Source organism: Spirulina sp. CS-785/01 (assembly GCF_028330525.1).
Lineage (GTDB): Bacteria > Cyanobacteriota > Cyanobacteriia > Cyanobacteriales > Spirulinaceae > JAQMSD01.
Map to the genome: position 1 here is coordinate 1 of NZ_JAQMSD010000293.1, position 22,944 is coordinate 22,944.

22 protein-coding genes and 1 pseudogene are annotated in these 22,944 nt (G+C 46.8%); 5 read left to right on the forward strand and 18 right to left on the reverse strand.

Features of this window, described 5'->3' with window-relative positions; translation table 11 throughout:
* Positions 1 to 924, forward strand: a 924-nt coding sequence (locus PN462_RS19310; RefSeq protein WP_272130465.1) for an efflux RND transporter periplasmic adaptor subunit, incomplete at its 5' end; no start/stop codon positions are given.
* A gap of 25 nt (positions 925 to 949) precedes the next feature.
* On the opposite strand, the gene PN462_RS19315 is transcribed toward PN462_RS19310, so the two are convergent.
* The 5 genes from PN462_RS19315 to PN462_RS19335 form a co-directional block, all read right to left on the reverse strand.
* Entirely contained in the window at positions 950 to 1,774 is an 825-nt protein-coding gene (locus PN462_RS19315; RefSeq protein ID WP_272130466.1) for an MBL fold metallo-hydrolase, read from the reverse strand.
* 91 nt (positions 1,775 to 1,865) lie between these two features.
* Positions 1,866 to 2,198, reverse strand: coding sequence for a hypothetical protein (locus PN462_RS19320; RefSeq protein WP_272130467.1), 333 nt, complete (start codon positions 2,196 to 2,198; stop codon positions 1,866 to 1,868).
* A gap of 5 nt (positions 2,199 to 2,203) precedes the next feature.
* Positions 2,204 to 3,472 (reverse strand): AAA family ATPase, encoded by a 1,269-nt coding sequence (locus PN462_RS19325; protein WP_272130468.1) that lies wholly within the window; start codon positions 3,470 to 3,472, stop codon positions 2,204 to 2,206.
* A 153-nt stretch (positions 3,473 to 3,625) separates the two neighbouring features.
* Positions 3,626 to 4,078 (reverse strand): YlqD family protein, encoded by a 453-nt coding sequence (locus PN462_RS19330; protein WP_272130469.1) that lies wholly within the window; start codon positions 4,076 to 4,078, stop codon positions 3,626 to 3,628.
* A 98-nt stretch (positions 4,079 to 4,176) separates the two neighbouring features.
* Positions 4,177 to 6,075 carry an AMP-dependent synthetase/ligase gene (locus PN462_RS19335; RefSeq protein ID WP_272130470.1) on the reverse strand — a complete coding sequence of 633 codons (1,899 nt, stop codon included), beginning with the start codon at positions 6,073 to 6,075 and terminating at the stop codon, positions 4,177 to 4,179.
* Between the two features lie 357 nt (positions 6,076 to 6,432).
* Here PN462_RS19335 and nuoH point away from each other — a divergent pair, with 357 nt between their 5' ends.
* The 4 genes from nuoH (at position 6,433) to nuoK (ending at position 9,256) form a co-directional block, all read left to right on the forward strand.
* The gene (gene nuoH / locus PN462_RS19340; RefSeq protein WP_272130471.1) at positions 6,433 to 7,551 is read left to right on the forward strand and encodes an NADH-quinone oxidoreductase subunit NuoH; all 1,119 of its coding nucleotides are present in this window, start codon (positions 6,433 to 6,435) and stop codon (positions 7,549 to 7,551) included.
* A gap of 45 nt (positions 7,552 to 7,596) precedes the next feature.
* Positions 7,597 to 8,226 (forward strand): NAD(P)H-quinone oxidoreductase subunit I, encoded by a 630-nt coding sequence (ndhI, locus tag PN462_RS19345; protein WP_272130472.1) that lies wholly within the window; start codon positions 7,597 to 7,599, stop codon positions 8,224 to 8,226.
* A gap of 84 nt (positions 8,227 to 8,310) precedes the next feature.
* Positions 8,311 to 8,925, forward strand: a complete 615-nt coding sequence (locus PN462_RS19350) for an NADH-quinone oxidoreductase subunit J (RefSeq protein WP_272130473.1) — start codon at positions 8,311 to 8,313, stop codon at positions 8,923 to 8,925.
* Positions 8,926 to 8,944: 19 nt separating this feature from the next.
* Positions 8,945 to 9,256 (forward strand): NADH-quinone oxidoreductase subunit NuoK, encoded by a 312-nt coding sequence (gene nuoK, locus PN462_RS19355; RefSeq protein ID WP_272130474.1) that lies wholly within the window; start codon positions 8,945 to 8,947, stop codon positions 9,254 to 9,256.
* Between the two features lie 133 nt (positions 9,257 to 9,389).
* Here nuoK and PN462_RS19360 read toward each other — a convergent pair whose 3' ends face one another.
* From PN462_RS19360 to PN462_RS19415, 13 genes and pseudogenes are all read right to left on the reverse strand, one after another.
* Positions 9,390 to 9,587 carry a hypothetical protein gene (locus tag PN462_RS19360; RefSeq protein WP_272130475.1) on the reverse strand — a complete coding sequence of 66 codons (198 nt, stop codon included), beginning with the start codon at positions 9,585 to 9,587 and terminating at the stop codon, positions 9,390 to 9,392.
* Positions 9,588 to 9,600: 13 nt separating this feature from the next.
* Positions 9,601 to 11,373: a tetratricopeptide repeat protein gene (locus PN462_RS19365; RefSeq protein WP_272130476.1), complete on the reverse strand. Its 1,773-nt coding sequence runs from the start codon at positions 11,371 to 11,373 to the stop codon at positions 9,601 to 9,603.
* Positions 11,374 to 11,676: 303 nt separating this feature from the next.
* On the reverse strand, positions 11,677 to 15,294 hold the full coding sequence (locus tag PN462_RS19370; RefSeq protein ID WP_272130477.1) for a baseplate J/gp47 family protein: 3,618 nt from the start codon (positions 15,292 to 15,294) through the stop codon (positions 11,677 to 11,679).
* 130 nt (positions 15,295 to 15,424) lie between these two features.
* Positions 15,425 to 15,811 carry a GPW/gp25 family protein gene (locus PN462_RS19375; protein ID WP_272130478.1) on the reverse strand — a complete coding sequence of 129 codons (387 nt, stop codon included), beginning with the start codon at positions 15,809 to 15,811 and terminating at the stop codon, positions 15,425 to 15,427.
* Positions 15,811 to 16,518, reverse strand: coding sequence for a phage baseplate assembly protein V (locus PN462_RS19380; protein ID WP_272130479.1), 708 nt, complete (start codon positions 16,516 to 16,518; stop codon positions 15,811 to 15,813). Before PN462_RS19380 ends, PN462_RS19375 begins: the two co-directional genes overlap by 1 nt.
* Complete coding sequence (locus PN462_RS19385; protein ID WP_272130480.1) at positions 16,515 to 17,582, reverse strand: phage late control D family protein; 1,068 nt, start codon at positions 17,580 to 17,582, stop codon at positions 16,515 to 16,517. Before PN462_RS19385 ends, PN462_RS19380 begins: the two co-directional genes overlap by 4 nt.
* A gap of 7 nt (positions 17,583 to 17,589) precedes the next feature.
* The gene (locus PN462_RS19390; protein WP_272130481.1) at positions 17,590 to 18,240 is read right to left on the reverse strand and encodes a CIS tube protein; all 651 of its coding nucleotides are present in this window, start codon (positions 18,238 to 18,240) and stop codon (positions 17,590 to 17,592) included.
* On the reverse strand, positions 18,231 to 20,222 hold the full coding sequence (locus PN462_RS19395) for a hypothetical protein (protein ID WP_272130482.1): 1,992 nt from the start codon (positions 20,220 to 20,222) through the stop codon (positions 18,231 to 18,233). Before PN462_RS19395 ends, PN462_RS19390 begins: the two co-directional genes overlap by 10 nt.
* Positions 20,219 to 20,698 carry a phage tail protein gene (locus PN462_RS19400; RefSeq protein ID WP_272130483.1) on the reverse strand — a complete coding sequence of 160 codons (480 nt, stop codon included), beginning with the start codon at positions 20,696 to 20,698 and terminating at the stop codon, positions 20,219 to 20,221. Before PN462_RS19400 ends, PN462_RS19395 begins: the two co-directional genes overlap by 4 nt.
* A 65-nt stretch (positions 20,699 to 20,763) precedes the next feature.
* Positions 20,764 to 20,913: pseudogene (locus PN462_RS23300) on the reverse strand (DUF6760 family protein); the annotation flags it as partial.
* Positions 20,914 to 20,930: 17 nt separating this feature from the next.
* Positions 20,931 to 21,293, reverse strand: a complete 363-nt coding sequence (locus PN462_RS19405) for a phage tail assembly protein (RefSeq protein ID WP_272130484.1) — start codon at positions 21,291 to 21,293, stop codon at positions 20,931 to 20,933.
* An 11-nt stretch (positions 21,294 to 21,304) separates the two neighbouring features.
* Positions 21,305 to 21,745, reverse strand: a complete 441-nt coding sequence (locus PN462_RS19410; RefSeq protein WP_272130485.1) for a phage tail protein — start codon at positions 21,743 to 21,745, stop codon at positions 21,305 to 21,307.
* 36 nt (positions 21,746 to 21,781) lie between these two features.
* Entirely contained in the window at positions 21,782 to 22,939 is a 1,158-nt protein-coding gene (locus tag PN462_RS19415; protein WP_272130486.1) for a phage tail sheath family protein, read from the reverse strand.
* Positions 22,940 to 22,944 lie beyond the last annotated feature (5 nt).

Consider the following 22,944-nt stretch of genomic DNA (forward strand, 5'->3'; position numbering starts at 1 on the left):
ATCGCGGATTTAGAACAACAACAAGCGGACGTAGAATTACAACAGGAGGAGTATAAACGCACCGCATTTTTAGTGGAGCAAGGGGCCCAACCCCAACAGCAGTTAGACTTACAAACCCGCAACCGAGATGCGGCCTTAGCGGCCCAGAAGTCGGCCCAAGAAGCGTTAAATGCGGCAGAGGCCAATATTGCCGAGGCCCGAGAGCGAGTCCAGGCCGCAGAGGCGAATTTGGAGCGAGAACAAGCCAGTATTCAGGAAGCGGAGGCCAATGTACAGGAGGTGAGCGAAGATTTACGCTTTACTCGTGTGGTGTCTCCCATTACTGGGGTAATTGGGGATATGACGGCCAATGTGGGGGATTATGTGAATAGTGGAGAAGCTCTCACGACGATTATTCAAAATGACGCATTAGAGTTGCGCTTAGAAATTCCTGTGGAACGCTCGGAGCAGTTGCGGATGGGGCTTCCGGTGGAGATTATTGGCGAAGACAATGGTGCTGTAGCGCGGGGGAGAATTAGTTTTATTTCCCCCAATGTGCAGGCCAATGCTCAGTCAGTTTTAGTCAAGGCCACCTTTCGGAATAATGGCCGGGTGCGGGATGGCCAGTTTGTGCGAGCGAGGGTGATTTGGGACCGCGATCGCGGCATTCTGGTCCCTGCGGTGGCGATTTCTCGCGTGGCCGGCCAGGAGTTTGTGTTTGTGGCCCAAGAGGATACCTCCGGGGAGCAACCCCAAGCGGTGGCCCGCCAAACCCCTGTGAAATTGGGGGATATGCAGGAGAATAGTTATCAAGTGTTGGAGGGAATTGAGGAAGGCGATCGTGTTATTACCACCAATATCCTCAAATTACGGGATGGGGTCCCCATTCAACCCCAAGAAACCCAACACAATGCCCAACAACAAGACAGTTTCACTACTCCCTAGTGCAACAATCTGTTTTAATCCCCCATTACCCATCACCAAATTTTAAACGAGTCCCCACCCGACAGTCTAAACAGCGATCGCTAAATTCTTGCCAGAAAAATGCGATCGCTTGCACCCCTGTACAATGATTCGCCCCAATTTGCTCTACCTTGTAATGCTCCAAAGTATCCGCAGTGGCCCGCAGACGCTTTACATTCGCTCGTAATAAGTGCATCCCCCCTATCACCGCATAAAACCTCTGTCTCCCGGTAATTTGAGCAATATGGTCTAAGGTATTAATCACCCCTGCATGAGCGCATCCTAGCACCACCACCAACCCCACAGGAGTCTCAACATACAGGGCTTGGTCATCGAGAATCGGATCAATGGTATCGTGGTTGCGATCGAGCCAAAACTTCCCCCCCGTATCCTCCAAAGGATGGTTGCGGGGAATGGTCCCCGTTAAATACACCCCAGGCACAACTTCCGTAGGCTTTTCCGTCCACACCATGCGGCCCACCTGTTGTTTTAAATGCTCCTCCTGTAACGGTGAACCAATTTCCCCTCTAGGGCTATATTTAGGAGATAAGGCCCCAGGATGGACAAAGAGAGCAGGACAGGAAATATGGCTTAAAAGATCGGGAAGTCCCCCAGTATGATCATAATGGCCATGACTAAGCGCGACAGCATCCAAATGATCCAGAGAAATCCCCAACTGCTTTGCATTATGTTGCAACACAAACCCTTGTCCCGTATCAAATAAAACCCGGTGTGAGTCCGTTTCAATCAAAAAAGAGATTCCGTGTTCTCCTAGTAGTCCGCGGCCTCCGGCAGTATTTTCTACCAAGACGGTAATTGTACAGGTACGCATAAGAATTAGGGAATAGGGGGTTAAGTTAATTTTACCAAAGTCTTGAGGAAAAAAGCCAAATCTGTAAGCATTCAGCTATTAGCCTTGGGTTTCAATCCAAGGGATATTGTTGTAAATTAAGATAAAATTGTTTAAAAAGAGGACATCTTTGTTGCACTTGCTCTGGATCAATCATCTTTAGCAACTCAGGAGTATGGTATCTTTTAGAAAAAGGGGATTGATCGATATTACTACCACTCTCATCGACTCGTTTAGTTGATTCAATTAACAAATCTGATAACTTTTCTTGACAACAATCTCGTTCTGGATCATAGGTACTGAATGATTCAGGATCACGAAAAGACTCAAAAGTAAATTGAGGAAAACACCGTTCTAAAAATTGAATTAAACCTGCAACTTCCGCTTCACCTCCTCCCGCAAACACCCAAACTACCAAGGCCAACCTCCAATATCCGGATCACCAACACGATACAAATCTCCTAATTCCCATCCTTCCTCTAGTTTATCTTGGAGGAGTTCCGGGGACAACTGGTGCGTTGAAAAATGGATTTTATCTTGAGAAGAAAAGCAAATTACATTGTCTAAACAATCTGTCAAATGATCCAACAAATCTGGACTATGGGTTGTAACGAAAACTTGAGTTTTTAATGAGGCTTTTTTAATCCAAGTTGCTAAAACTCGCATCCAAGCAACGTGCAAACCTAATTCGGGTTCATCAATGACAATTAGGGACGGTAATTTGGGAGAATGTAGAACCACTGCCCAACACAACATTCTGACTGTACCATCAGACATTTCCCGTAAATAAAAGGGTTCATTAATTCCTTCAAAGTACCATTCAATGGTTAAACTATATTGACCTATGCGATTGGTTCTAATTTTACGAGTATTAGGAAGAATGGCTTTTATAGCTTCATTGATACTTTCTTCAAAATCAATACTTTGCTGAATTAAGTTATCTAAGACTAAGGATAAATTTTCCCCCGATGAAGATAAATAAATATCCGAACGACCCATTTTAGGTTCTGCGTTTCTAATTTGATTTAAATCCATATTATTGGCGTTATAAAATTGCCAATTTCCTATAACATCTAATATCTCTCGTCTGACTTCATAAACTGTGGTATTTTTCGGGGTAAAATAAGTATCTTCTAAAAGGTCTGGAATGCTGTTAATCCCTAAAATATTGTTAGGGATATTGTCTAGTTTTTCAAAGTGCGTTTTCTGTTGAATTTCATCATAAATACTAATTAGCCCTTTTCCTACTTCATTCTCATGGAATTTATAATAAAAGAAAGGTCTTTCTTGTCCTTTGTCACAGGATAAATGTTCTTCTGTGAGGGTAGAAGTAATTGATAATTTATCTATCAGAATTTTTAAAAATAATTTAACAGGTTGATTGTCTGGTAATTGAGTTAACTGTAAAAATTCATACTCGAAAGAAATATGGGCTGGACTAACTACAGTATTATCTAATATTTTACTCCCCCCTAATTGAGAAATAGCATCTTGTAAACCACTCACTTCTCTTACTGGGTCTGTAAGTGTTGTACAAGCATTCTTTAAAAATTTCAAGCAATTGATTAAGTTGCTTTTTCCTGAACCATTAGAACCAATAAAAATATTGAGATTTTTAAATTTAATGTGGTCTGTTAAATTTTTATAGTTTTTTGTTCCAATAGATGTTATGATTGCCATATTTTCATTTTCAATGATGCTAACATTTTAAAAAACGGGTTGGCTTAATATGAGGACAACGTTCAAACGTACCTTTTTTACCAACCCGCTTGAGATCAAACTAACTACGGCATCACTGTGACACCTAGAATCTGGGAGAAGCATCTAGGAGACTTAAAGATCGCCTCGTATCTCCTCCACTACACCATCCCGGACTAAAATTTCCACTTGTAATTTGCGGACTAAATTATCTCCCACTTGCACATTAAAAAAGCCATCAATTTGTCCTTGATAAACCTCTTGTTCCATTTCTAGCGTACCAATCTGGTCTAACTGTTTCAGGGCTTGGTTTTTGCGCTGTTGCAGTTCGCCTTTTTTCTGATTGACCTGATTTTGCACACTTTCCACCTGTTGCAAGGCTTGGGGGTTAGTCATTGCCCCTTGTTGTTTTTGGATTTCCGCGATCGCGCGTTGGCTTTGCATATCCAACTCCTGCAACTGCTTATCAATTTGTCCCGTTTGGGTCTGCAATTGTTGCTGGACTTCCTCTTTCCACCGAGGAGTCACCACAACCTTCATCGTCACGGGACGCTTTAACATAAGTTGCTGTTTATCGGCATCAGACATCAATGATTTTCCCTCCCTAACTGAAAATTGGCATGGAATTCGTTTTTAAGCGTACAGGTTTCTTGGGGATTTGTCCTTGGTTCTGGCATTGACACTCCCTAAAACATCCCCTCAATCACCTCCTGATAGCGTTCTGTAATCACAGGACGGCGCATTTTGAGGGTTTGGGTTAACAATCCATTATCCATGGAAAAAGGCTCTAAAATTAGCCGAAACACCCCAATCTGATTACTGCGACAATATCCCGGACGGTTTTTCACTCGCTCTTGTAGTTCCGACCGGAATAACTGCATAATTTTGGGGTCGTCAATATCTTTACGATCTGTATCTCCCTCCTCCGGAAGCTGTAAGTCAAGATTCTCCGACTTCACCCACTGCTTTAAGGCATCCAGCTCAGGAACAATCAACGCCCCTAACACTCGTTTATCTTGCCCCACTAACATCATCTGGTTAACATAGGGACTCTGAATACAAACATCCTCAATGGGTTGCGGTTCGATATTTTCCCCATTACTCAGGACAATGGTATCTTTCGCCCGTCCCGTCAACACTAAATTATTGCCGTGGGTTAACATCCCCAAATCCCCACTATTAAACCATCCTTCCTCATCAATCACTTTTTCCGTCGCTTCCGGGTTTTTGTAATATCCCTGCATCACTTGGGGCCCGCGAATTAACACTAACCCCTGTTCCCCATTGGGAAGGGTTTGCCAAGTATTGGGGTCCACAATGCGGATTTCCGTGTGGGGGAGAGGTTGCCCAGAAGCCCCCCGCAGATTGCGTTCTCGGTTACGGACAGTGGCAATGGGGGCAGTTTCGGTGAGGCCATATCCCACAATGAGGGGAATGCGAGTAATTTCGTAAAAGGTGTCAATGTGACGGGCTAAAGAACCGCCCCCACTCACAAAATATTTCACATGGCCCCCCACCGCATCTCGCACCTTTTGATAAACAATTTTATTGCCCAGTTGATGGAGAGGAAACAAGAGAGTCGCTTTCAACTTTGCCCCAAAACGTTGACTCCCGGAGGGATTAGGATGATCCAAGCTGAGATTGCGAGCAATACGACGAGCGATAATATATTGGTTGGAAATATTAAAAAAGAAATTAATTAACCGTTGTTTACTGGGGGGTTGTTCCCGAAATTGTTTTTGCACTCCATCGTAAATAGACTCCCAGAGACGGGGAACACCGACCATAAAATGGGGCTTAATCGTCTTGAGATCGTTTTTAAAAGAGCGCAGATTCGTATAATACTGGGATGCCCCGTGGGCCAGTAAGAAATACTCCACACTCCGTTCATAAGCGTGCCAACTGGGGAGAATACTTAAAACGCGATCGCCCGGCTCTGGAGCAATCACCGACCGAACTGCCATCACCTGATGGAGCAAATTCCCATGAGTCAACATCACCCCCTTGGGTTTCCCCGTCGTCCCCGACGTATAAAGCAACGTCGCCAACGTCTCCCGGTTTTGAGACACCGGAGACAAAGAACCACTTTCCCCCAAGGCCATTAACTGCTGAAAACTGAGAATGCGTAGCGGTTCATCACTCTTAACCGTTTCATCCGAAAGCAGCACCACAAAAGACACCGCCAGATCATCCAACTCCGGACGCAACTGATCAAGCGTTTTCAAATCCTGAACAATTAAACTGGTACTATCGCTATTTTCATAAATATAAAGCAGTTCATGGCGATCCGCTTGACCAGACCGCACCACATTCGTCGCCCCCGCCATCATACTCCCCTGGTCCGCAATGAACCACCGAGGACTATTATCAGCAAACAAAGCCACCTTCGCTTCCGGTTTCATCCCCAACCCTTGCAGACCCGCCGCAAAACGTTGTATCTGTTGATAGAGTTCCCCATAGGTGAACCGCGTCTCCGGTTCGCTATGGGAGTCACAAAGCGCGATAATATCACCGAACTGTTCAGCCATCCGTTCCCAGATATCCGGAAGGGCTTCCACCAGAGAATAATCAGGGATTTTGTGCATAGTAGATGAATGAGGTTGAGACGTTGAGTGCGTAGCAGCAGAAGATGTTGTAGTCATATTACCGAAAAAATACGTAGGATTTACCCATAAGATAACCACAACTTGAGCTACCCCCAATAGACATAGGTCGATTTGAGAACTGGACATTGCTCAAGAGAGATGGAGGAGATGGGGGAGAACCAAAAACAAACAACTCTCAACTCTCAACTATCTCCCCCTCTAGGCAGAAATTCCCGCCCCCCCCGTCTAGATTAAATGGCAACGAACGATATACTGATTAGAGGATTAAGTAAAGAAACGTCACAGAACTCAAGGTATCTTGGGTAAGGAAACATTCCTCGCGTGTAAGCAAAATCAATGACTTCAGGAATAGATTTACAAGTAAGTTTTATAAAAACACTTACCGACATGGGACTGCCCCAAGGCGCGGCCAAAGCCCTTTGGATTCCCCTACCCATGACCTTAATGGTCATTGGTGCAGTGGTGGGAGTCCTCGTTACCGTGTGGCTAGAGCGTAAAGTCTCGGCAGCCGCCCAACAACGGATCGGCCCTGAGTACGCCGGCCCCTTGGGAGTCCTGCAACCCGTAGCCGACGGGGTGAAATTAGTCTTTAAAGAAGATATGGTCCCGGCCAAAGCCGATCTTTGGCTCTTTACCCTCGGCCCCATCTTAGTAGTTGTCCCCGTCATTTTGTCCTTTCTCATTATTCCCTTTGGACAAAACATGGTCGTCACCGACCTCAATGTGGGAATTTTTATTTGGATATCCTTAGCCAGTATTGCCCCCATTGGGCTACTAATGGCGGGTTATGCCTCAAATAACAAATACTCCCTCTTAGGGGGACTCAGAGCCGCCGCCCAATCCATCAGTTACGAAATTCCTCTGGCCTTTGCCGTCTTGGCCATTGCCATGATGTCCAACAGCCTCAGCACCATTGACATCGTAGAACAACAAGCCGGATACGGCATTCTCGGCTGGAACGTTTGGCGGCAACCTGTCGGCTTCCTCATCTTCTGGATAGCTGCCCTAGCGGAATGTGAACGTCTCCCCTTTGACCTACCGGAAGCGGAAGAAGAATTAGTCGCCGGATATCAAACCGAATACGCCGGAATGCGCTTCGCCCTCTTTTATCTAGGGTCTTACATTAACCTTGTTCTCTCCTCACTCATTTTTGCCGTTCTGTACCTAGGCGGTTGGGAGTTTCCCATTCCCCTCAGTCAGTTTTCCGACTGGTTAGGCGTGAGTCAAGATACCTCTTGGTTACAGGTTCTCACCGCCTCATTAGGCATCATCATGACTATTCTCAAAGCCTATTTTCTGGTCTTCATTGCGGTTCTCTTACGGTGGACCGTTCCCCGTGTCCGCATTGACCAACTCTTGAACTTAGGCTGGAAATTTTTACTCCCTGTTGCCTTAGTGAACCTCCTCCTCACCGCCGCCTTAAAACTGGCGTTTCCCTTTGCTTTTGGGGGGTAAAGCACCCACCGTTCTGTTTTTGACGAACACCAAACCAACCTAGCCATGTTTAAATTTCTCCAACAAGTCGGCGACTACGCCAAAGGGGCGGCCAACGCTGCCAAATATATCGGTCAAGGGCTTTCTGTCACCTTCGACCATATGCAGCGTCGCCCTGTTACGGTTCAATACCCTTACGAAAAGCTCATCCCCTCGGAACGTTATCGGGGGAGAATTCACTTTGAGTTTGATAAATGTATCTCTTGCGAAGTCTGCGTCCGCGTGTGTCCCATTCAACTGCCTGTAGTAGATTGGGAATTCGACAAGGCCAGCAAAAAGAAAAAACTCCACCATTACAGCATCGACTTTGGGGTGTGTATTTTCTGCGGCAACTGCGTAGAATATTGCCCCACCAACTGTCTGTCTATGACCGAAGAATACGAGTTGGCCGCCTATGACCGCCACGAACTCAACTATGATAACGTGGCACTGGGTCGCCTCCCGTATAAAGTCACCCAAGACCCGATGGTGACACCCCAACGGGAATTCGCTTATCTCCCCAAAGGCGTGACCGACTCCCACGACCTCCCCAAAGGGTCACAACGGGCGGGGTCTCGTCCCGAAGATTTAGTGGACCAGATGAAAAAAGAGGCCGAACAGGCCAAGCAAGAAGAAGAAGCTACAACTCAAAGTTAATTTTGGGTCAAGGACTACAAAAGTGGCACTAACTTTTGTAGTCTGTAGTTTTGGGAGAATACGTTTGAAGGAGAATAAAAGCGCGTGAATTTAGCTGAAGGGGTTCAATACGTCTCGTTTATCATCCTTGCGGTGATGATGTTAGGGGCAGCATTAGGCGTTGTCCTTCTCAAGGAGATTGTCTATTCTGCTTTTTTATTGGGTGGAGTCTTTATTAGTATTTCGGGACTCTATTTACTGTTGAATGCGGACTTTGTGGCCGCAGCCCAAGTGTTGATCTATGTCGGGGCGGTGAATGTGTTGATCTTGTTCGCCATTATGCTGGTGAATAAGCAGGAAGTTTTCAAACCCGTCCGCAACCTCTGGTTACGTCGAGGCATTGCGGCGGCGGTTTCTGTGGGGTTATTTGCCCTCCTCAGTACCATGGTTCTGGCTACCCCTTGGGAACTTGACACGACTGTAACTGATGAATATAGCGTGGTTCAGATTGGGAAACACTTTTTTAGTGATTATTTATTGGCCTTTGAGTTAGCTTCTGTGTTGTTATTGATGGCTATGGTAGGGGCAATTATTTTAGCCCGTCGTGATTTTGTTCCCGATGTGACGGAAGGGGAACAAGATGCAACACCTGCTTTAACGTTACCGGAACGACAACGGGAAGCTGCTGCTTTGGGTGGCAATACATCGGAAAATAGTTAAGGATTGAGAGTCACAACCTATGGAATTACAACTGGAATTCTTTTTGTTACTTGCTGCGGCATTATTTTGCATTGGCATTTATGGGCTTGTCACCAGTCGAAATGCGGTTCGCGTTTTGATGTCGGTGGAGTTATTGTTAAATGCGGTTAATTTGAATTTGATGGGGTTTTCTAATTTTTTAGACCCCCAAGAAATTAAAGGCCAAGTGTTTACTATTTTTGTGATCACGGTGGCTGCGGCGGAAGCGGCGGTGGGTTTGGCGATTATTTTGGCTATTTACCGTAACCGCGACACCATTGATATGGAACAGTTTAATTTGTTGAAGTGGTAGTTATGAATGGATAGTGGATAATGGATAGTGGATAATTAATGTTTGTTCTTTGTTCTCCCCTATCTTCTCTATCTCCCCCATCAATCAAGGATTTCAGGGTTACTGATCAGGACTTGAAAAGGGGGGAAATTTGTTAAAGTCCCCTTTGGTGGGGATTTTTTTGTATCCAGAGGGCGAGTAATAGCACTCCTGTTCCACCGACGAGGCCGAAGATTAGCCATCGGGGGAAGTTGTAGCCTTTGCGTTGGGCAATGAAGGCTGCAAATGCGCCAATCATACAATGTAAAGTAGCGAAAATTGCCACTAAAACAGGTTGATCAAAAAATTCCATAACTGATTACTGATTACTGATTACTGATTACTGAAAAGGCTTGATCTAATAGTTGTTTTGCAGTGGTGGTGTCTCCTAATTCCATGGCAGTTCGGGTGAGTTCCAGTAAGAATTTACTATGGGCTTCGGTCTCTGCTGGGGGATGATTTTCAATGAGTTGTACACTACGCTTGAGATAAGCATGGGCATTGTCTGAAGTGTGCTGCTCGACAGCAATGGCCATTTCAGCAAACAGTCTTGCTTGTTCGATTGGGGTGTAAAGTTGCTCGATGAGACGTTCTAAACGGTCTGGTGGAATCTCGCTAAAACGAATTAAATTAATTAATAGATTGGTTTTTGGGAAGTCGTCTAAGGTTTCGATTAATGCAAGCGCGGTTTCTTCCTCCCCTTGTTCCAACAGTGGCCGACTGACAGACTGTATCATGGCAAGGGAATAAGATGGGGCATCTTGTTGGATTTGTTCGACCAGTTGTAAGGCGGTTTCTATGTCTCCGTTTTTTGTCAACGCTTCAGCAACGGGAATAAGGAGTCGAATGGGGGTATTGGGATGTTGGGCAAAGGTAAGAGCTTTTTGGTACTCCTGACGGCTCAAAAATGCACCGATCGCTTGATTTAAGACTCCTTGCTGGTTCATTTGGCTAAGACGGGGGAGGAGTTCGATGACTCCTGTTAAGTTTCCTTGTTTTGCCCTAGCAACGGCTAAATATTCAACGGTTTGACTGAGGCCAAGATACTCGACTCGTTGAGTATTCTCAACTTCTGGGATGTGGGTTTGGATGAGTTGCCAAGCTCTGTCCTCTTGTCCTGTTTGTGCAAGAATTAAGGCAATGTTATCAAGGGCAAAGGGAAAATTGGACGCATCGAGTTGTTGTAGGGTTGCGATCGCGCCCTCTAATTTCCCCCACTGTTCCGTTTTAGCATAATATTCGGCCAACTTCTCCCAACTAATCACAGCTTGTTCTGGGTAGTCCGTAGCCAACGCCAAAACCGCCTCCTCTCGCCCCTGTAAGAGCCACTGAGCGACAATTTCCCGATAAACCTCAATACTCTCCAAATCATCCTCAGTCCCCGTTAACAAGCCCATAGCCTCATCAGGGTTGCCCAATTTGGCTTGCACCCCGGCTATTCTTACCTGAGCCGTTTCTTGCTCTCGATCGGATACCCCAGAAAGTCGCCCCTCCGCCCGTTGTATCGCTTCCTCAGCAACTTCTTGATCCCCTGCTTCTAACAATTCATCTGCCAACGCAATGAACGCCCAAATTTGCCCATTCTGACTGGGAATCAGGTCAATAAACGCCCAAATTTGCGACATTTCCCCCTGTTGAATCATCGCCTCAAATAGCGGGGATATTACAGGAGGCGCACTGGGACTTTCCCAAATCTCTTGGGGTAACTTTAACAGTGTATTTTGGACAAACTTATAGTCTTGACTCTCTATCAACACAGGTAGCACATAGGGATACCAGTAAGGCTCAAGATATTGCTGAACAATAGTCACAGCCACTTCAGGAGCATCCAACGCTACTACAACTCCGATTATTTTCAGCAAAGTCTGATCCCGCACTGGCCAACCCTGCATCCCCACATATTCTAGGGAGTCTGCCAACGCTAACGCGGCCTCAAACTCCCCTTGGGTTGCCAGATGAGTGGCAATTTTCGATAATGCTAAATCTCGATATTGTTGACTGGGAATGGTGGCCGCAATCTGTCGCGCTTGCTCAATTTCGCCTAATGTTGCCCAGAAACCAACAATTTGGCTTAACTGTTCTTGTTGTATTTTCGACAATTCGGTTCGTTGTACGAGAGGACTAGGGGGTGGTAGTGTCTCTCCTAGGGTTGCCAATGAGAAGAAAAAAGGGAACATTGCTAGAGAGGGGTAAACTTTCTCTAGGATAGCGGTTTACTGGTTACTGATTACTGTTTACTGTTTACTGGTTACTGGTTACTGGTTACTGGTTAAGCTGTTACGCATTTAAATTGGGATACCGTAGCGACCAAGATGGTCGCACTACAGGATTTCTGGAATTCTTGATGTTTGGGTTTAGATGATGATACGAAGAATCTTATACATCTAACCAATGACCAACAATTAGCTATCAGGAAGTTTGAGGGTAATGCGATGTTCGCCAGAATAAATTAAGGTTTGTCGGTCAATCGCAATGGCCACCGGATGAATCGTTAAGGCACGAACATAACTCACCCCTGGTACGGATTCCAAGGCAGCATATACGTCAGAACGTTGAGGCGATCGCCCAAACGCCCAACCCGTCTTTTGTCGTCCACCCGTCAGAGGATGTAAAAACGCATCTAAGGCTTGTTCGACGCGGTTTTTAATCGTTCCCGCTTGGGTAATTTCTAGGGGGACAATTTCGGCACTGATGCCAATAGGCTGCCATTTAGGCCCGGATACCCGCAAATCTAGGGTGGCCACGCATCGCGCTTGGATAAACTGTTCGACGCGATTGAGTAACGCTAAAGTGGGGACAGGCCGGGGGTCTTGGCTCTGGGGAACGATGATCAGTTGCACCCATCCGGCGCGGATGTCTTGGTCGAAGACATCAATTTCATTGCCGGGGACTTGGGAATCAAGAATACTGCGGCCCTGTTCTGGTTCTACCCAGAGTTCTTGCAACAAGGGGTTAAAGCGAGGGAACATCATGTCCGGCGAGAGGGCTTGGACGCGGGCTACTTCTACCGCAGCCACCTGAGCAAGATCGGCAAAGTCTTGGATAGTGACGGCGCGATCGCGGTGACGCAGACGTTTAGGCGATCGCACTTTTAAGCGTTCTAAAGATTCTTGGTCATTCCCTCCTGTAGCGGCTTCCCAGTTAATGGCACTATCGAGATAAGGAATTGTGGTTTTTAGTTCGACAATGGTTTGAGCGTTTTGGTTGCCTTGCTGGCCGCCTCCGGTACGATAACTCAGGCGAATATTATTGCGGCCTCGCGGGGGAATCATCCCGGCTTGACCATCTCCAAATTGAATGCGGCCTTGTTGGCGATCGAGGATATAGTGGCGATCGCCCCCTGCCGAACTATAAAAATCAGGGACTTCTTGCCAGCGCACCCAGACCGCTTCCAACTCTCCGGTTTCGTCTTCAACGGGGGCAATCGCATCGGCCCCTAAATGCTGCCGGAGGTACTGCTGTTCCGATTCAGAGGGTAGCCGTCCTTCTTCAACCTCCAGTTGTTGTCCGGCTAAAATAGGCATTTGACTGATCTTAAACACCTGTCCGGGCTGCATCGTACTCGATCCCAAATTCTCGTGAGTGAGGGTGACAGACTGCCGGGCCCAAGTGGTATTGGTGCGGACATTCCCTAACCGAGGAGTAACGCTCCGGCAAGCCCGCGAACGAATTCCGGCGAAAAAATAGCGAATCAGTCCATGAAACCGAAATTGTTGGTTATCAAGGGCCCATTGGAACAAATAAAACAAAACAAGGGGGATATGCTCCCAAGCGTGGGGTTGTTGTCGTACTCGCAGCCAATAACTGCTGATGCCGCAGTGAGGCGAAGCGATCCAATCGGTGGGGCCAAGAAACTGGATTAGTCCTTTCTCAGTCAGGGCGGCAGTTTCGTCGCGGAGGGAGAGCGATCGCCACCCTTGGGGACTGAGATATTCCCAAACCAAACGATCCCTATCCCTAGAACGGGAATCGCTGCCTGGCGCGACTTCTTCGGGTTCGGGAGGATGAACTTGCCAATACAGGCTGTTGGGACGATTGGGAAATCGTTGGTTAAACCCCAGGTAAAACGCTGAATCCCGATACAGTTGGGGAGTCAAGGGGTGAAAGGCGCGAAGGGCTTTTGTCCCCAAAGGACAATCGACGGTTAAGGGTTCGGTGAGAACGATTTGCTGCCGTTCGGGGTCGATGACTTCGATTTGGTAAAGTAAGGGGGTTGCAGTGGTAAACCGGATGAGTTCCCCCATAACTAGACCCTCGATACTCCTCAACTGTACCACTCGCTCGCCCGCACTGGCAGGGCGGTTCAACAGGGCTTCCCAAGGCTGGTTTTCCACGAAGGCAAAGTCGTTGTAAGCAAGGGCATGAGCCGGTTGTTCGAGGAAAAATTTGTAGGTGAGAGTGATCCCTTGGAGGAGGGGCGGATCGATGATATCTGGGGTGGGGTTGGCGATCGCTAACTTACCCAAAACCCGACTGCCTTGGCTGTAGGTGTTGCGGGTGGGACGGTTGAGGGTGACGCGATTGGTACTGGGGTCAATGGCTGCAATCTGCACATCTTCTAATTGGTTGGGGTCAAATCCTTGTTGTAGCCGCAGGGTATCCCCAACCGATAACTCCTCAACACTATCGACGCTAATTTCGGTTTGGGCGGCAGCGATGCTGGTCGCAACTACGGTTAAATCGTTATAGGTGACATAATGGCGCATCCGTCCCTGACGGCCATACCGCCCTTGCACAATGCGCGCCCTCAGCCAGTAGGCAGGTTCGCCCGTTTCTGGGTTGGGTGGGGGTAAGGTGGCGGGGAAACGAAATGTCCCTTGGGTACTGCCAGAGATGAATTTCGGGGCGGTATTGTCTCGCAGCCAGTGAAACTGTTCTGGGTTGTCGGTGGTTGTAATTTCAGTCCAATCTGTACCATGGCCCACCTCCCATTGCAATTCTAAATCTGGGGTAGCTTGAGGCGCGTGGCTGAGATGGACATTGATTTCGATGGCTACTCCTGGTTGAATCAAGGGTGCATCTAGGGCAATTTGAAAAGTGTCGTTATATTGCGGTTCTGTGCCAAAAGGAGAGAAATCTTTGCTTAAATCTAGGGCAATATTGTTAAAGAAGCAAGTCTGGGGCGTTTGCGGTTGGTCAACGCTGGCACTCCCTTGAATGTCTGTAACTTCGGGGAGGTTCAGGCGATGATGAGGAGAAAGCGTCACCCGCAGCCATTTGGCTTTTTGACTATTGACTTCTACGGCCTTGAGTTTCGGTAATTGGCTCAGGGTGACAAGAATCTGCTCCCCTTCTGTAGTGAGGGTGACGTGAGTGAGACGTTGCCACTGCTTGCCGTCCCAAGTTTCCCAAGCCAAACAGCGATCGCTTAATTGAGAGGCACTTGCGGTCGAATCCGTGGTAATGGTGAAGGTGGCGGTGGTGAGGTTCGGTAAATCAAAGATTTGGGCCTCGTGCAGATAGAGGTAATGTTCTATGGGCCGTACAGCTTGCAAAATGCTAAAGGGTGGTTCGGTGGTATCGGGGGGAATATTACTGCTGCGATCGCTATAATAATCCCGATCCTCTAGCACAAACATGGCCTGGACCTGGGTTGCTGTAACTAACAATTCCCCTTCTGTTTCAAAGATCACCTCCGTCTCTTCTCCTTCTGGCGGTGGAGCAGCAATTTGGGTATGAGTGGGGACGAGGACATCTACAGGACTGCCTGCGGTGCGCTGAAAGGTTATGGGGACTCGTGCGGGTTTGGGGGGGGTCAAAGATGTGCCGACCAAGTTCATAAACGCGAGGCGATTGCGCTCTGGTACTTGGTTGAGGCGTTCTTTTACCAAGTGAGCCATACGCCCAAAAATCCGAATCGCCGCTAGTCCCACATCAGTTTGATTGGGGACTATCCAAGAGGTGTAGGACTCAGCTAAGGCTTGGGTTTGCTGCACAATCTCAGCATAGCTACGCCGATCTAGTTGAGGTGGCTCGGAATTTTCATTTTTTAAGTTTTTTGGTTGTTGGTTGTTGGTCATTTATTGTTGATTATTTGTTGTTGGTTATTTTTTTGAGTTGAACCTTGGTTTAAACCCCAAAGCTGATAGCGAAAAACCGTTTTAACGGGTTAATATTTATGAGTTAACTATCAACTATCAAATCTCTTTTCTACTGTAAATAAAAAGGATAAACCAAGTTAAACGCATTATTAGTTGTGCGGACACGGTAGTTAATAGAAATATGCAGTAAATTGGGTTGTCCTGGTGCTTCGAGAACTTCGATATTTAATACATCAATACGAGGTTCCCAAGTGAATAATGCTCCCCCGACATCGCTAACAATTTGACCAACTGTTCCTGCTGTGTTGGGATCAAAAACGCGATCGTGAATGCGACAACCAAAATCCGGACGCATCAATCGTTCTCCTCGCGCTGTACTTAAAATAGCCCAAATAGACTGACGGACTGCTTGCTCGTATTTAGCAGTGGCAATTTTTTGTTCAGAGTCTAGTTGCACTGGAAGCGTCCAACCTACACCTAAAAAATCAATATCCATTACATTACCTCTAATGCACCATTATTCACTTTGACTCCCGCCGTACAATTGAGGTCTATCCCCGACTTGGCACTCAATTCTCCCTTAGTTTTCGCTTGAATATTACAGTTTGCTCCGGCATTAATTTTGCAGTCTTGTTGAGTCTTAATTTCCAAGTTGTTACATTCGATGCACATATCATCGTCTTTACTTTGAATGTTGACTTTGCCTTTAGCTTCGATAGTCAAATCTTTTTCGACTTGAATAGTCATGGCATCTTTTTCACAGTCAATTGTGATTTTATTTTTTTCGCTTTTATCTTGAATGATAATTTTTTCTTGATCTTCCGTATCATCCAGAATAATCTGATGACCGCTTCGAGATTTAATCAAACGCTTGTTATTTTCTCCATCATCATTTTTTTCTGGGGGTTGATCTTTTTTATTCCACAATCCTCCCAAAATATAAGGATAAGCGATATCACCATGTTCAAAAGCGACTAATACTTCATCATCCACCTCTGGCAAGAAATAAAAACCGCGATCGCTCCCCGCCATTGGAGTCATTACCCGCGCCCAATGACTCTCATCATCGTCAGTGAGCCAGGGGAATTTAACTTTAATTCGCCCTAAACCATCTTCATCTTTAATATTAGTCACAATAGCAGTTGTCACCCCATAAAAACGGGTCTGTTGGTCGTCGGACATTAACAAATCAAATCCCATCATAAAGCAGTTCTCCTTGCAGTAAATAAAGTATTATAACCAAACTTTTTAGAATAGTGATGTTCAGTTGCAGTGATATAATAAGACCCACCAAATCGCTTACCCACCGCTTCAATTTCAACAACTTTCGCAACTCGTAAAGTGGGAATCCCAGGACAAGTTCCTTCGGCGGCAATATAAGCAAGAGCCATATCTTTAAACTGCCCTAAAGCAATCTCATCCGCTTCAGCTTTGGTTGCAACAGGTTGGGAAACAACAGTTTTTGTTGAATCACCAAAGGTTTTGACCGCTTTCGGACCCGTCGTTTTTCCTCCCATTTTACTTCCTTCTTTTCCGGCGGCTGCTTTGCCTAAAATTTCTTTTTTCTTGTCAGGCAACCAGCCGCGAACTTCAACTTTTTGAACTTGATTCATACTACTCAGTCGCGGCATAAATTCTCGTAAATTTTCATTAAATGTAAGCGTTAATACTTTTTGATCCTCATTTTGATGAGGCTGAAAATAAATGGTTTTTTGATCGATGACAATTTCATAACCAATGCGTTCAGCACGACTGGTGAGAAAGTCCCAATCAGTTTGATTGTGTTGCAAAAGATAATCATGTTTGACTTTACTATCTTTGACTTTAGGCGTTAAACTTTTCGCTCGGACAATTTGACTAAAAATATCGCTGTCTTTCATTTTAGTAAATGATTTCGTATTAGAACCCCGCATTAAACGATGGCGCAAATCGTGACCGCGAACAATTAAACGAGGGGTTTCTCCTTGATAAAATTCCGGTTCTAAACCAGTAATTTCCCCAAATATTACGGTTTTTAAGTGATTCCCATACCCCATTTTAATTTCCACTTCATTCCCCACTTCAAAATGGTCGTCATCCACCCAGGTAAACTTCCCTTGAGATAAATCCCAAGTGATAAAGTCTAAAGTAAACATACTCGGCACTTCGATATCTTCAAAGACCTGAACTGCAACTAAATCGCTATCCGCTTTGCTAGGTAACTTCTGACCTTGAATCAGTATTTTGATGTTTGGGATGAGGGTTTGTACCCTGGAATAGTCTGACATAATCTCCTCAATTCAAAATGGGTAAAGGGGGAATGGTTAGCACTAACCCTGGGGGGATGTGCCGAGGATTATAAAGGCGATTTTCTTCGGCAATAGTGCGCCAGAGGGCGGGGTCGCCGTATTCTTCATAAGCAATGCTGCTAAGGGTTTCGCCCCGTCTTACAATCCGTATCGGGTCATCAATTAGATTTTCGGCCTTCTTACGGTCTTCTCCTGTGGCCCATTCTCGAAAGGTACAATCGAGGGTAGCGCGGACAGGTGTACCATCTTCGAGAAAATGGGTTAACGTTTTGCTGACACTTTCTAAAAAGCCGTCTGGCAATAAAATATTGTTACTGCCCCCAATTTTGCCCCATACCAGTTGACACCGCGGGGGACGCTTGACTGGTGTGCCAATGCGAGGTTGAGTCAGGGTAAAGACTTTTTGGGTGTATTCTTGGACGTTATCAGGGGGGGAACTCTGGAGGGTGGTATCAAAAAATAAGGTGATCTTCAGGGTCGCTAAATCCTTAGAAGCAATAGGTTCTCCTTTCTCTCCATAAGTCCAGCCTGTTTTGTCAATTTGGACTTGGTTGGGATTGAAGAGAACTTCGATTTCTTCGGCAAAATCACCTTCTTGATCTTGTTCGGCTTTAATTTTTAATTTTTCTAACGCCATTTGTGCTTACCTCGTCGCTCGCTTTCTACCACTAATCGCCGCAAGACCTTCCTTTCGACCTTTGCAACTAAGGCATCGAGATTAATCTCTGGGGGGGCATTTTGGGTTACAGTTTGCTTGGTGGCAGATTGTGCCTGTTGCCCGGAAGGGCTGGCGTTGGGGGGATTTTGCTGTGTGGATGGGGGAGAACGAGGGACTGTTGCTTCTGTTGACTGTTTTGGGATGGGATGGGCGGTGGTGGGGGTGGATGAGTGTATTTTTTGAGTTGAGGCTATACTGTCGGCTTGGGGTTTCATGGCATGGGATAACACTAGGGTTTCGAGGGTTGGGGGGGTTAATTGTGAGTCAATCTGGATGGTCGGTAATGCAGAAATGGCGGGGTTCATTTCTGGTTCGACCTGAGTCAGAGGGGTGGTAACATCGTTGGCGGGGTGTGCGCTTTCTTGGGTTGTCGGGAAGGTTAGGGGAACGGTTGGGGGTTTGGGTTGAGAGTTAGTGGCTTTTTCAGTTGGGTTTTCAGTTAGAGTCTCAGGACGTTGGGCAAAAACGACTGGGGTTGAGGTGCTAGTTTGTAAGCTGGTGAGGTGGGGTTGTGCTAGGGCTTGTTTTTGGTCTTGGGGAGGGAAGGCTGAGACGGTATTGGCTGCTTTTTTCGGAATCACTACAGGAGCAGGCGTTGAAGGGCCTGTGGATGGTGCTACCGTTGCAGTGGTTTCGCGGTTAGAATGGGCTGCTGGGGATGCTGGGTTGGGTGTTTCTGCAAGGATTGGAGTATCAGGAGTTATCCAGTCTAAAGGCTGGTTTTCTGTTACTGAAGCTAAAGTCGATGCAGGCCAAGAGGGTGCTATTTCAGGTGAGGTTACGGGGTTTTCTACAAGGGGATGATTCCCTTCTGGGGGGGCTGCGCGATCGCCAATAATTTCTAGATTCTGTCTAAGATTAATGAACGCTGGGCGTTGAATCGGCGACGAGAGGGGGGTTGATGATAATTGGGGTGATGTTACCGATGTGTGGGCTGTGGGAATTGATGTCTGCGATGTGAGAGGCAGATCGCAGACAAGAGTCTCAAAAGAATCAGAGGATTGTGTTGATGTGGGAAATTCTGACGCAACCCAGGGCGATTCTGCTTTTACTGGCGTAAATACTGGGGTTAGGGAGGCAGTAGTATCGTATTTCGCTTGAATAATGCTTTCAGGTGTGGGTTGGACTGCCAATTGTAGCAAGGGGAGGTGCTGAGATTGGCTTTCTGGTTGAGTTGGCACTAGAGGGGGTGCATCCTCCCCATTGCCTGAAACGGTTGTTTTTTCTCCTCTCTCCCCTACTTGGGAGGAGGACTGATGGGGAGATGTCTCAACGAAAGGCATTTCTGAGGGAGCATTTACTGTCTGTTGAGACGATTTTTCCTGGGGAGTTGGCACTAGAGGGGGTGCATCCTCCCCATAAACCACCGTCGTAGGGATTTCGGGATTAGCTGGAGTTGCCGTAGCTGAATGATCCTCAAACGGTTGAACTTGAGCATCAAAGAGATTCTTTTTTGGCTGTGCAATCTCCTCAATGTCACCTTGAGTTGCCTCAAGTTTGGCTTCAATCAGACTCTCTGTATTTCCTTGGGGGGAGGGGTTAGTGAATGGGGTTTCCGGTTGAGAAGGGGGAGAAGGAGATATTGTTACCGGAGATAGAGCGTCAGATTCCCTTGGAGTGGTCTGAGGTTGCAGTGTTCGCGCAGCGTCCCCAGAGGGGAATCCCTTGGGGGTGGGAGTTTCGCCCTCTTCGAGTGGGGTTTGGGCGTAAACAATGGGGACTTGCTCGGTTTCCAGATTTGCGATCGCAGACCAGCGACTCATTTGTTGGTCTAACAGGGGCAGACGATTCACTAAACGCTCGTATCGCTCAATCAAACGATCTGCCATCCGGTGATTCATGATGCCAGGTTGGTTGAGTGGGCGAGTGACTCGTTGCAGTAAGCGGGAGTTAATCTTCATTGTTTTTGCACCTTTTGTTCGTAAATCCCGCGATGCACCAATTCCATGCGCTCAAAGGCCACTTCTGTTCCTGTACTGGCATTGAGTGGCGGGCCTTCCCAAGCGACAGGATAGGCTCTAGAAACCCGCCACGCCATTACATCAGATTGCTGGCTGTCTTTGAGAATGATGGTGGCATTTTGCAGGCGAATCTTACCACGAGTGACATCTTGATACCATTTCCACAAATCATCTCGGTCGCTTAAACCCCGAATCAGCACTAAGTTGGGATAGTCCATGTGTTTAGGAAAACGGTGGACGCGGTGATTCATCCCCCCTTCAACATAGTCTTCTAGCTCCAATCTGCCACTCAATCCCATAACTTCAGAAAACCCCCCCACAGTCAGACCATTGATCTCTACTGTAAAGTTAAATGGCATATAAGGATCACGATTTTTTTCGGAATTTTGACCGCTTTGTTGCTGAAACTGTGCCATGGTTAGATCATTTCCTCCATTCATACATCTGGAGACAACGCTGAATGCTTACAGGGGAACAGGAGTTATTTTTTGTCTGCATTTTTATTAATTTTTTCATTAATTTGGGCGACTTGAGTTACCCATTTTTGACGCTCCCAATGCTCCATGTTCATAACATTGTTGTAAGACCAATGGAGATGATAGGAAAGATAAGCTACCTCCTCAAGCAGACGTTGGTGGGGGTAGCAGACTACTCCCCCATAGTAGCCGTTTCCACTTCAAATTCACCGTTACAGTGAGGACAAGCGACCCGAAAACGGGTATGTCCATTTTGATTAATCCGTTGATAAAAGTCTTGTAGATAGGCTAAGTCTCCTGAAAACAATTCCTCAATAATTTTGGTATTGAGTTGATTAATAGTCCCTAACCTCGTGATGACTCTCGCTAGGAGAATAATCACGAGGTAGCCTGAATTTCTTTGTACTCTCGGATCGCGCAAAGGGGTAATTTCATCGACGGCTCTAGAAAGCCGCATCACTCCTTCACGATGAAGTACACCTTCGGCATCTAAATAACCGTGGGGTAGTGTAAAAGGAAATTCAGTTTGATGCATTTTTAACTCCACTAACCGATACTTACACCCTCATGAACCAATTCGAGGGATTCAATGGCCACTTCACTCGATGTGGCGTTGAATTCCGGGCCACTCCAGTTCGTTGGCCAGCAGTTTTCTAAGTTCCAGCGCATTTTTTCGTCGCCTTTGTCGTCGGCTAAAATGATGGAAACATTACGACGTTCTGTTTCGCCATCGAGGAGTTTACATTGCCATTCCCAGAGTTCTTTGTTGTCGGTAATGCCCCGTTGCAGGCTAATATTCCCGTGACTATTTAACCCTGGTAATTGTCGTTGGGCGAGGTTTTTATCCGTGCCTTCTCGATAAGTTCCGGCTTCCCGTGTACTGCTCAAACCACTGCATTCCCGAAAACCAGCATGAACAATACCGTCCCATTCAACCCAAAAATTATAACCGCTATAAGGATCGTGGGTGTCTTTGATATTTGGCATGAGAATTATCTCCTAATAATGCAGTAAATTAACACACTAAGCAAAGGTAACGCCGCTACTTCCATGAACGAGGGAAATAACGATAAATTCTGCCGGGGTTGTGGGAGCGATGCCGACTTCAGCGATGACTTGACCTAAGTCTCGCACGGCAGGAGGATTGGTTTCGGCATCACATTTAACGTAAAAGGCGGCTTCTGGGTCTTCCCCTTGGAGCGCACCTTGTTCCCACAAAGATTCACAATAAACGGCGATCTCGCGGGAGAGGCGAATCCATAGGGCGGAGTTGTTGGGTTCAAAGGCAACCCCGGCGAGGTTTTGTTCAGCCCACCGCAGTATGGTTGCAATCAGACGGCGCACGCTGACATATTGCCAACCCGGAATGGAACTGACGGTGCGGCTTCCCCAGACTCGAATGCCCCGACTGCGAAAACTCCGAATGGAGTTGATTCCTGGCCCGGCTTTGACGTTGAGGGTTTCCCAGTCGCGATCGCGCAGGGTAAGGCTCAAGTCGAGAACCCCGTTGAGGATGTAGTTGGCCGGGGCATGGTGAACTCCTTTTTCTCGGTCGTTGCGGGCGTAAACTCCGGCAATGTGACCGCAGGGAGGAATGGGTTGAGAAACCTTTTCGACCATAATCCAGGGGGCATAAATCGCGCCGTTGTCACCGATGAGTTGCTGACGCTGTTGGCTCAGTTCCTCAAGGTTGCTGGTGTTGTAACTATCGAGGATGGCAAAGCGATCGCCCATTCGATCGCAATGTTCCAACACTAGGGTTTGCAGTTGCCTCATGACTAGACGAGAAGCTGTCTGCATGATGTCGGGGACGCAAACCAAGTCAATGCTATCAAGGGATTCAAGGGTTTGTAAGCCTTGGCGTAACCGTTCGACGGTCAAGGATGGGGTTGGTTCTCCCTCTCCCCATAGCAGCAAGATATAACAAAGTTGCCCGCCATTCTCAAAAAACCCTTGGACGGCTTGGGTTAAAAACAAACTCGCAGCCCCAAACTGCCGCAGAAATTGCGGCCAAAGGGTGAGGGCTTGAGGTTGTCCGATGAGGTCTTTTTGGGTCGATCCCTCTGCTGCAAGACCCAAAAAGACCGGAATCCCTGTGGTCAAGCCTTCGCGGGGGAGAGACGCGATTGCGCTTCTGGATACACCAGGGGCTGTTAAGGAAAAATCGTTAAAAGGTTGCACGAATC

Excerpts from the sequence above, each read along its gene's own strand:
- PN462_RS19380 (WP_272130479.1), bottom strand. The coding sequence starts at position 16,518 with ATGATGGGATTTGATTTGTTAATGTCCGACGACCAACAGACCCGTTTT.
- PN462_RS19395 (WP_272130482.1), bottom strand. The coding sequence starts at position 20,222 with ATGAAGATTAACTCCCGCTTACTGCAACGAGTCACTCGCCCACTCAAC.
- PN462_RS19335 (WP_272130470.1), bottom strand. The coding sequence starts at position 6,075 with ATGCACAAAATCCCTGATTATTCTCTGGTGGAAGCCCTTCCGGATATC.
- nuoH (WP_272130471.1), top strand. The coding sequence starts at position 6,433 with ATGACTTCAGGAATAGATTTACAAGTAAGTTTTATAAAAACACTTACC.
- PN462_RS19410 (WP_272130485.1), bottom strand. The coding sequence starts at position 21,745 with ATGCCAAATATCAAAGACACCCACGATCCTTATAGCGGTTATAATTTT.
- PN462_RS19325 (WP_272130468.1), bottom strand. The coding sequence starts at position 3,472 with ATGGCAATCATAACATCTATTGGAACAAAAAACTATAAAAATTTAACA.
- PN462_RS19385 (WP_272130480.1), bottom strand. The coding sequence starts at position 17,582 with ATGTCAGACTATTCCAGGGTACAAACCCTCATCCCAAACATCAAAATA.
- PN462_RS19375 (WP_272130478.1), bottom strand. The coding sequence starts at position 15,811 with ATGGATATTGATTTTTTAGGTGTAGGTTGGACGCTTCCAGTGCAACTA.
- PN462_RS19315 (WP_272130466.1), bottom strand. The coding sequence starts at position 1,774 with ATGCGTACCTGTACAATTACCGTCTTGGTAGAAAATACTGCCGGAGGC.
- PN462_RS19405 (WP_272130484.1), bottom strand. The coding sequence starts at position 21,293 with ATGCATCAAACTGAATTTCCTTTTACACTACCCCACGGTTATTTAGAT.
- PN462_RS19360 (WP_272130475.1), bottom strand. The coding sequence starts at position 9,587 with ATGGAATTTTTTGATCAACCTGTTTTAGTGGCAATTTTCGCTACTTTA.
- PN462_RS19390 (WP_272130481.1), bottom strand. The coding sequence starts at position 18,240 with ATGGCGTTAGAAAAATTAAAAATTAAAGCCGAACAAGATCAAGAAGGT.
- PN462_RS19370 (WP_272130477.1), bottom strand. The coding sequence starts at position 15,294 with ATGACCAACAACCAACAACCAAAAAACTTAAAAAATGAAAATTCCGAG.
- ndhI (WP_272130472.1), top strand. The coding sequence starts at position 7,597 with ATGTTTAAATTTCTCCAACAAGTCGGCGACTACGCCAAAGGGGCGGCC.
- PN462_RS19330 (WP_272130469.1), bottom strand. The coding sequence starts at position 4,078 with ATGTCTGATGCCGATAAACAGCAACTTATGTTAAAGCGTCCCGTGACG.
- nuoK (WP_272130474.1), top strand. The coding sequence starts at position 8,945 with ATGGAATTACAACTGGAATTCTTTTTGTTACTTGCTGCGGCATTATTT.
- PN462_RS19400 (WP_272130483.1), bottom strand. The coding sequence starts at position 20,698 with ATGGCACAGTTTCAGCAACAAAGCGGTCAAAATTCCGAAAAAAATCGT.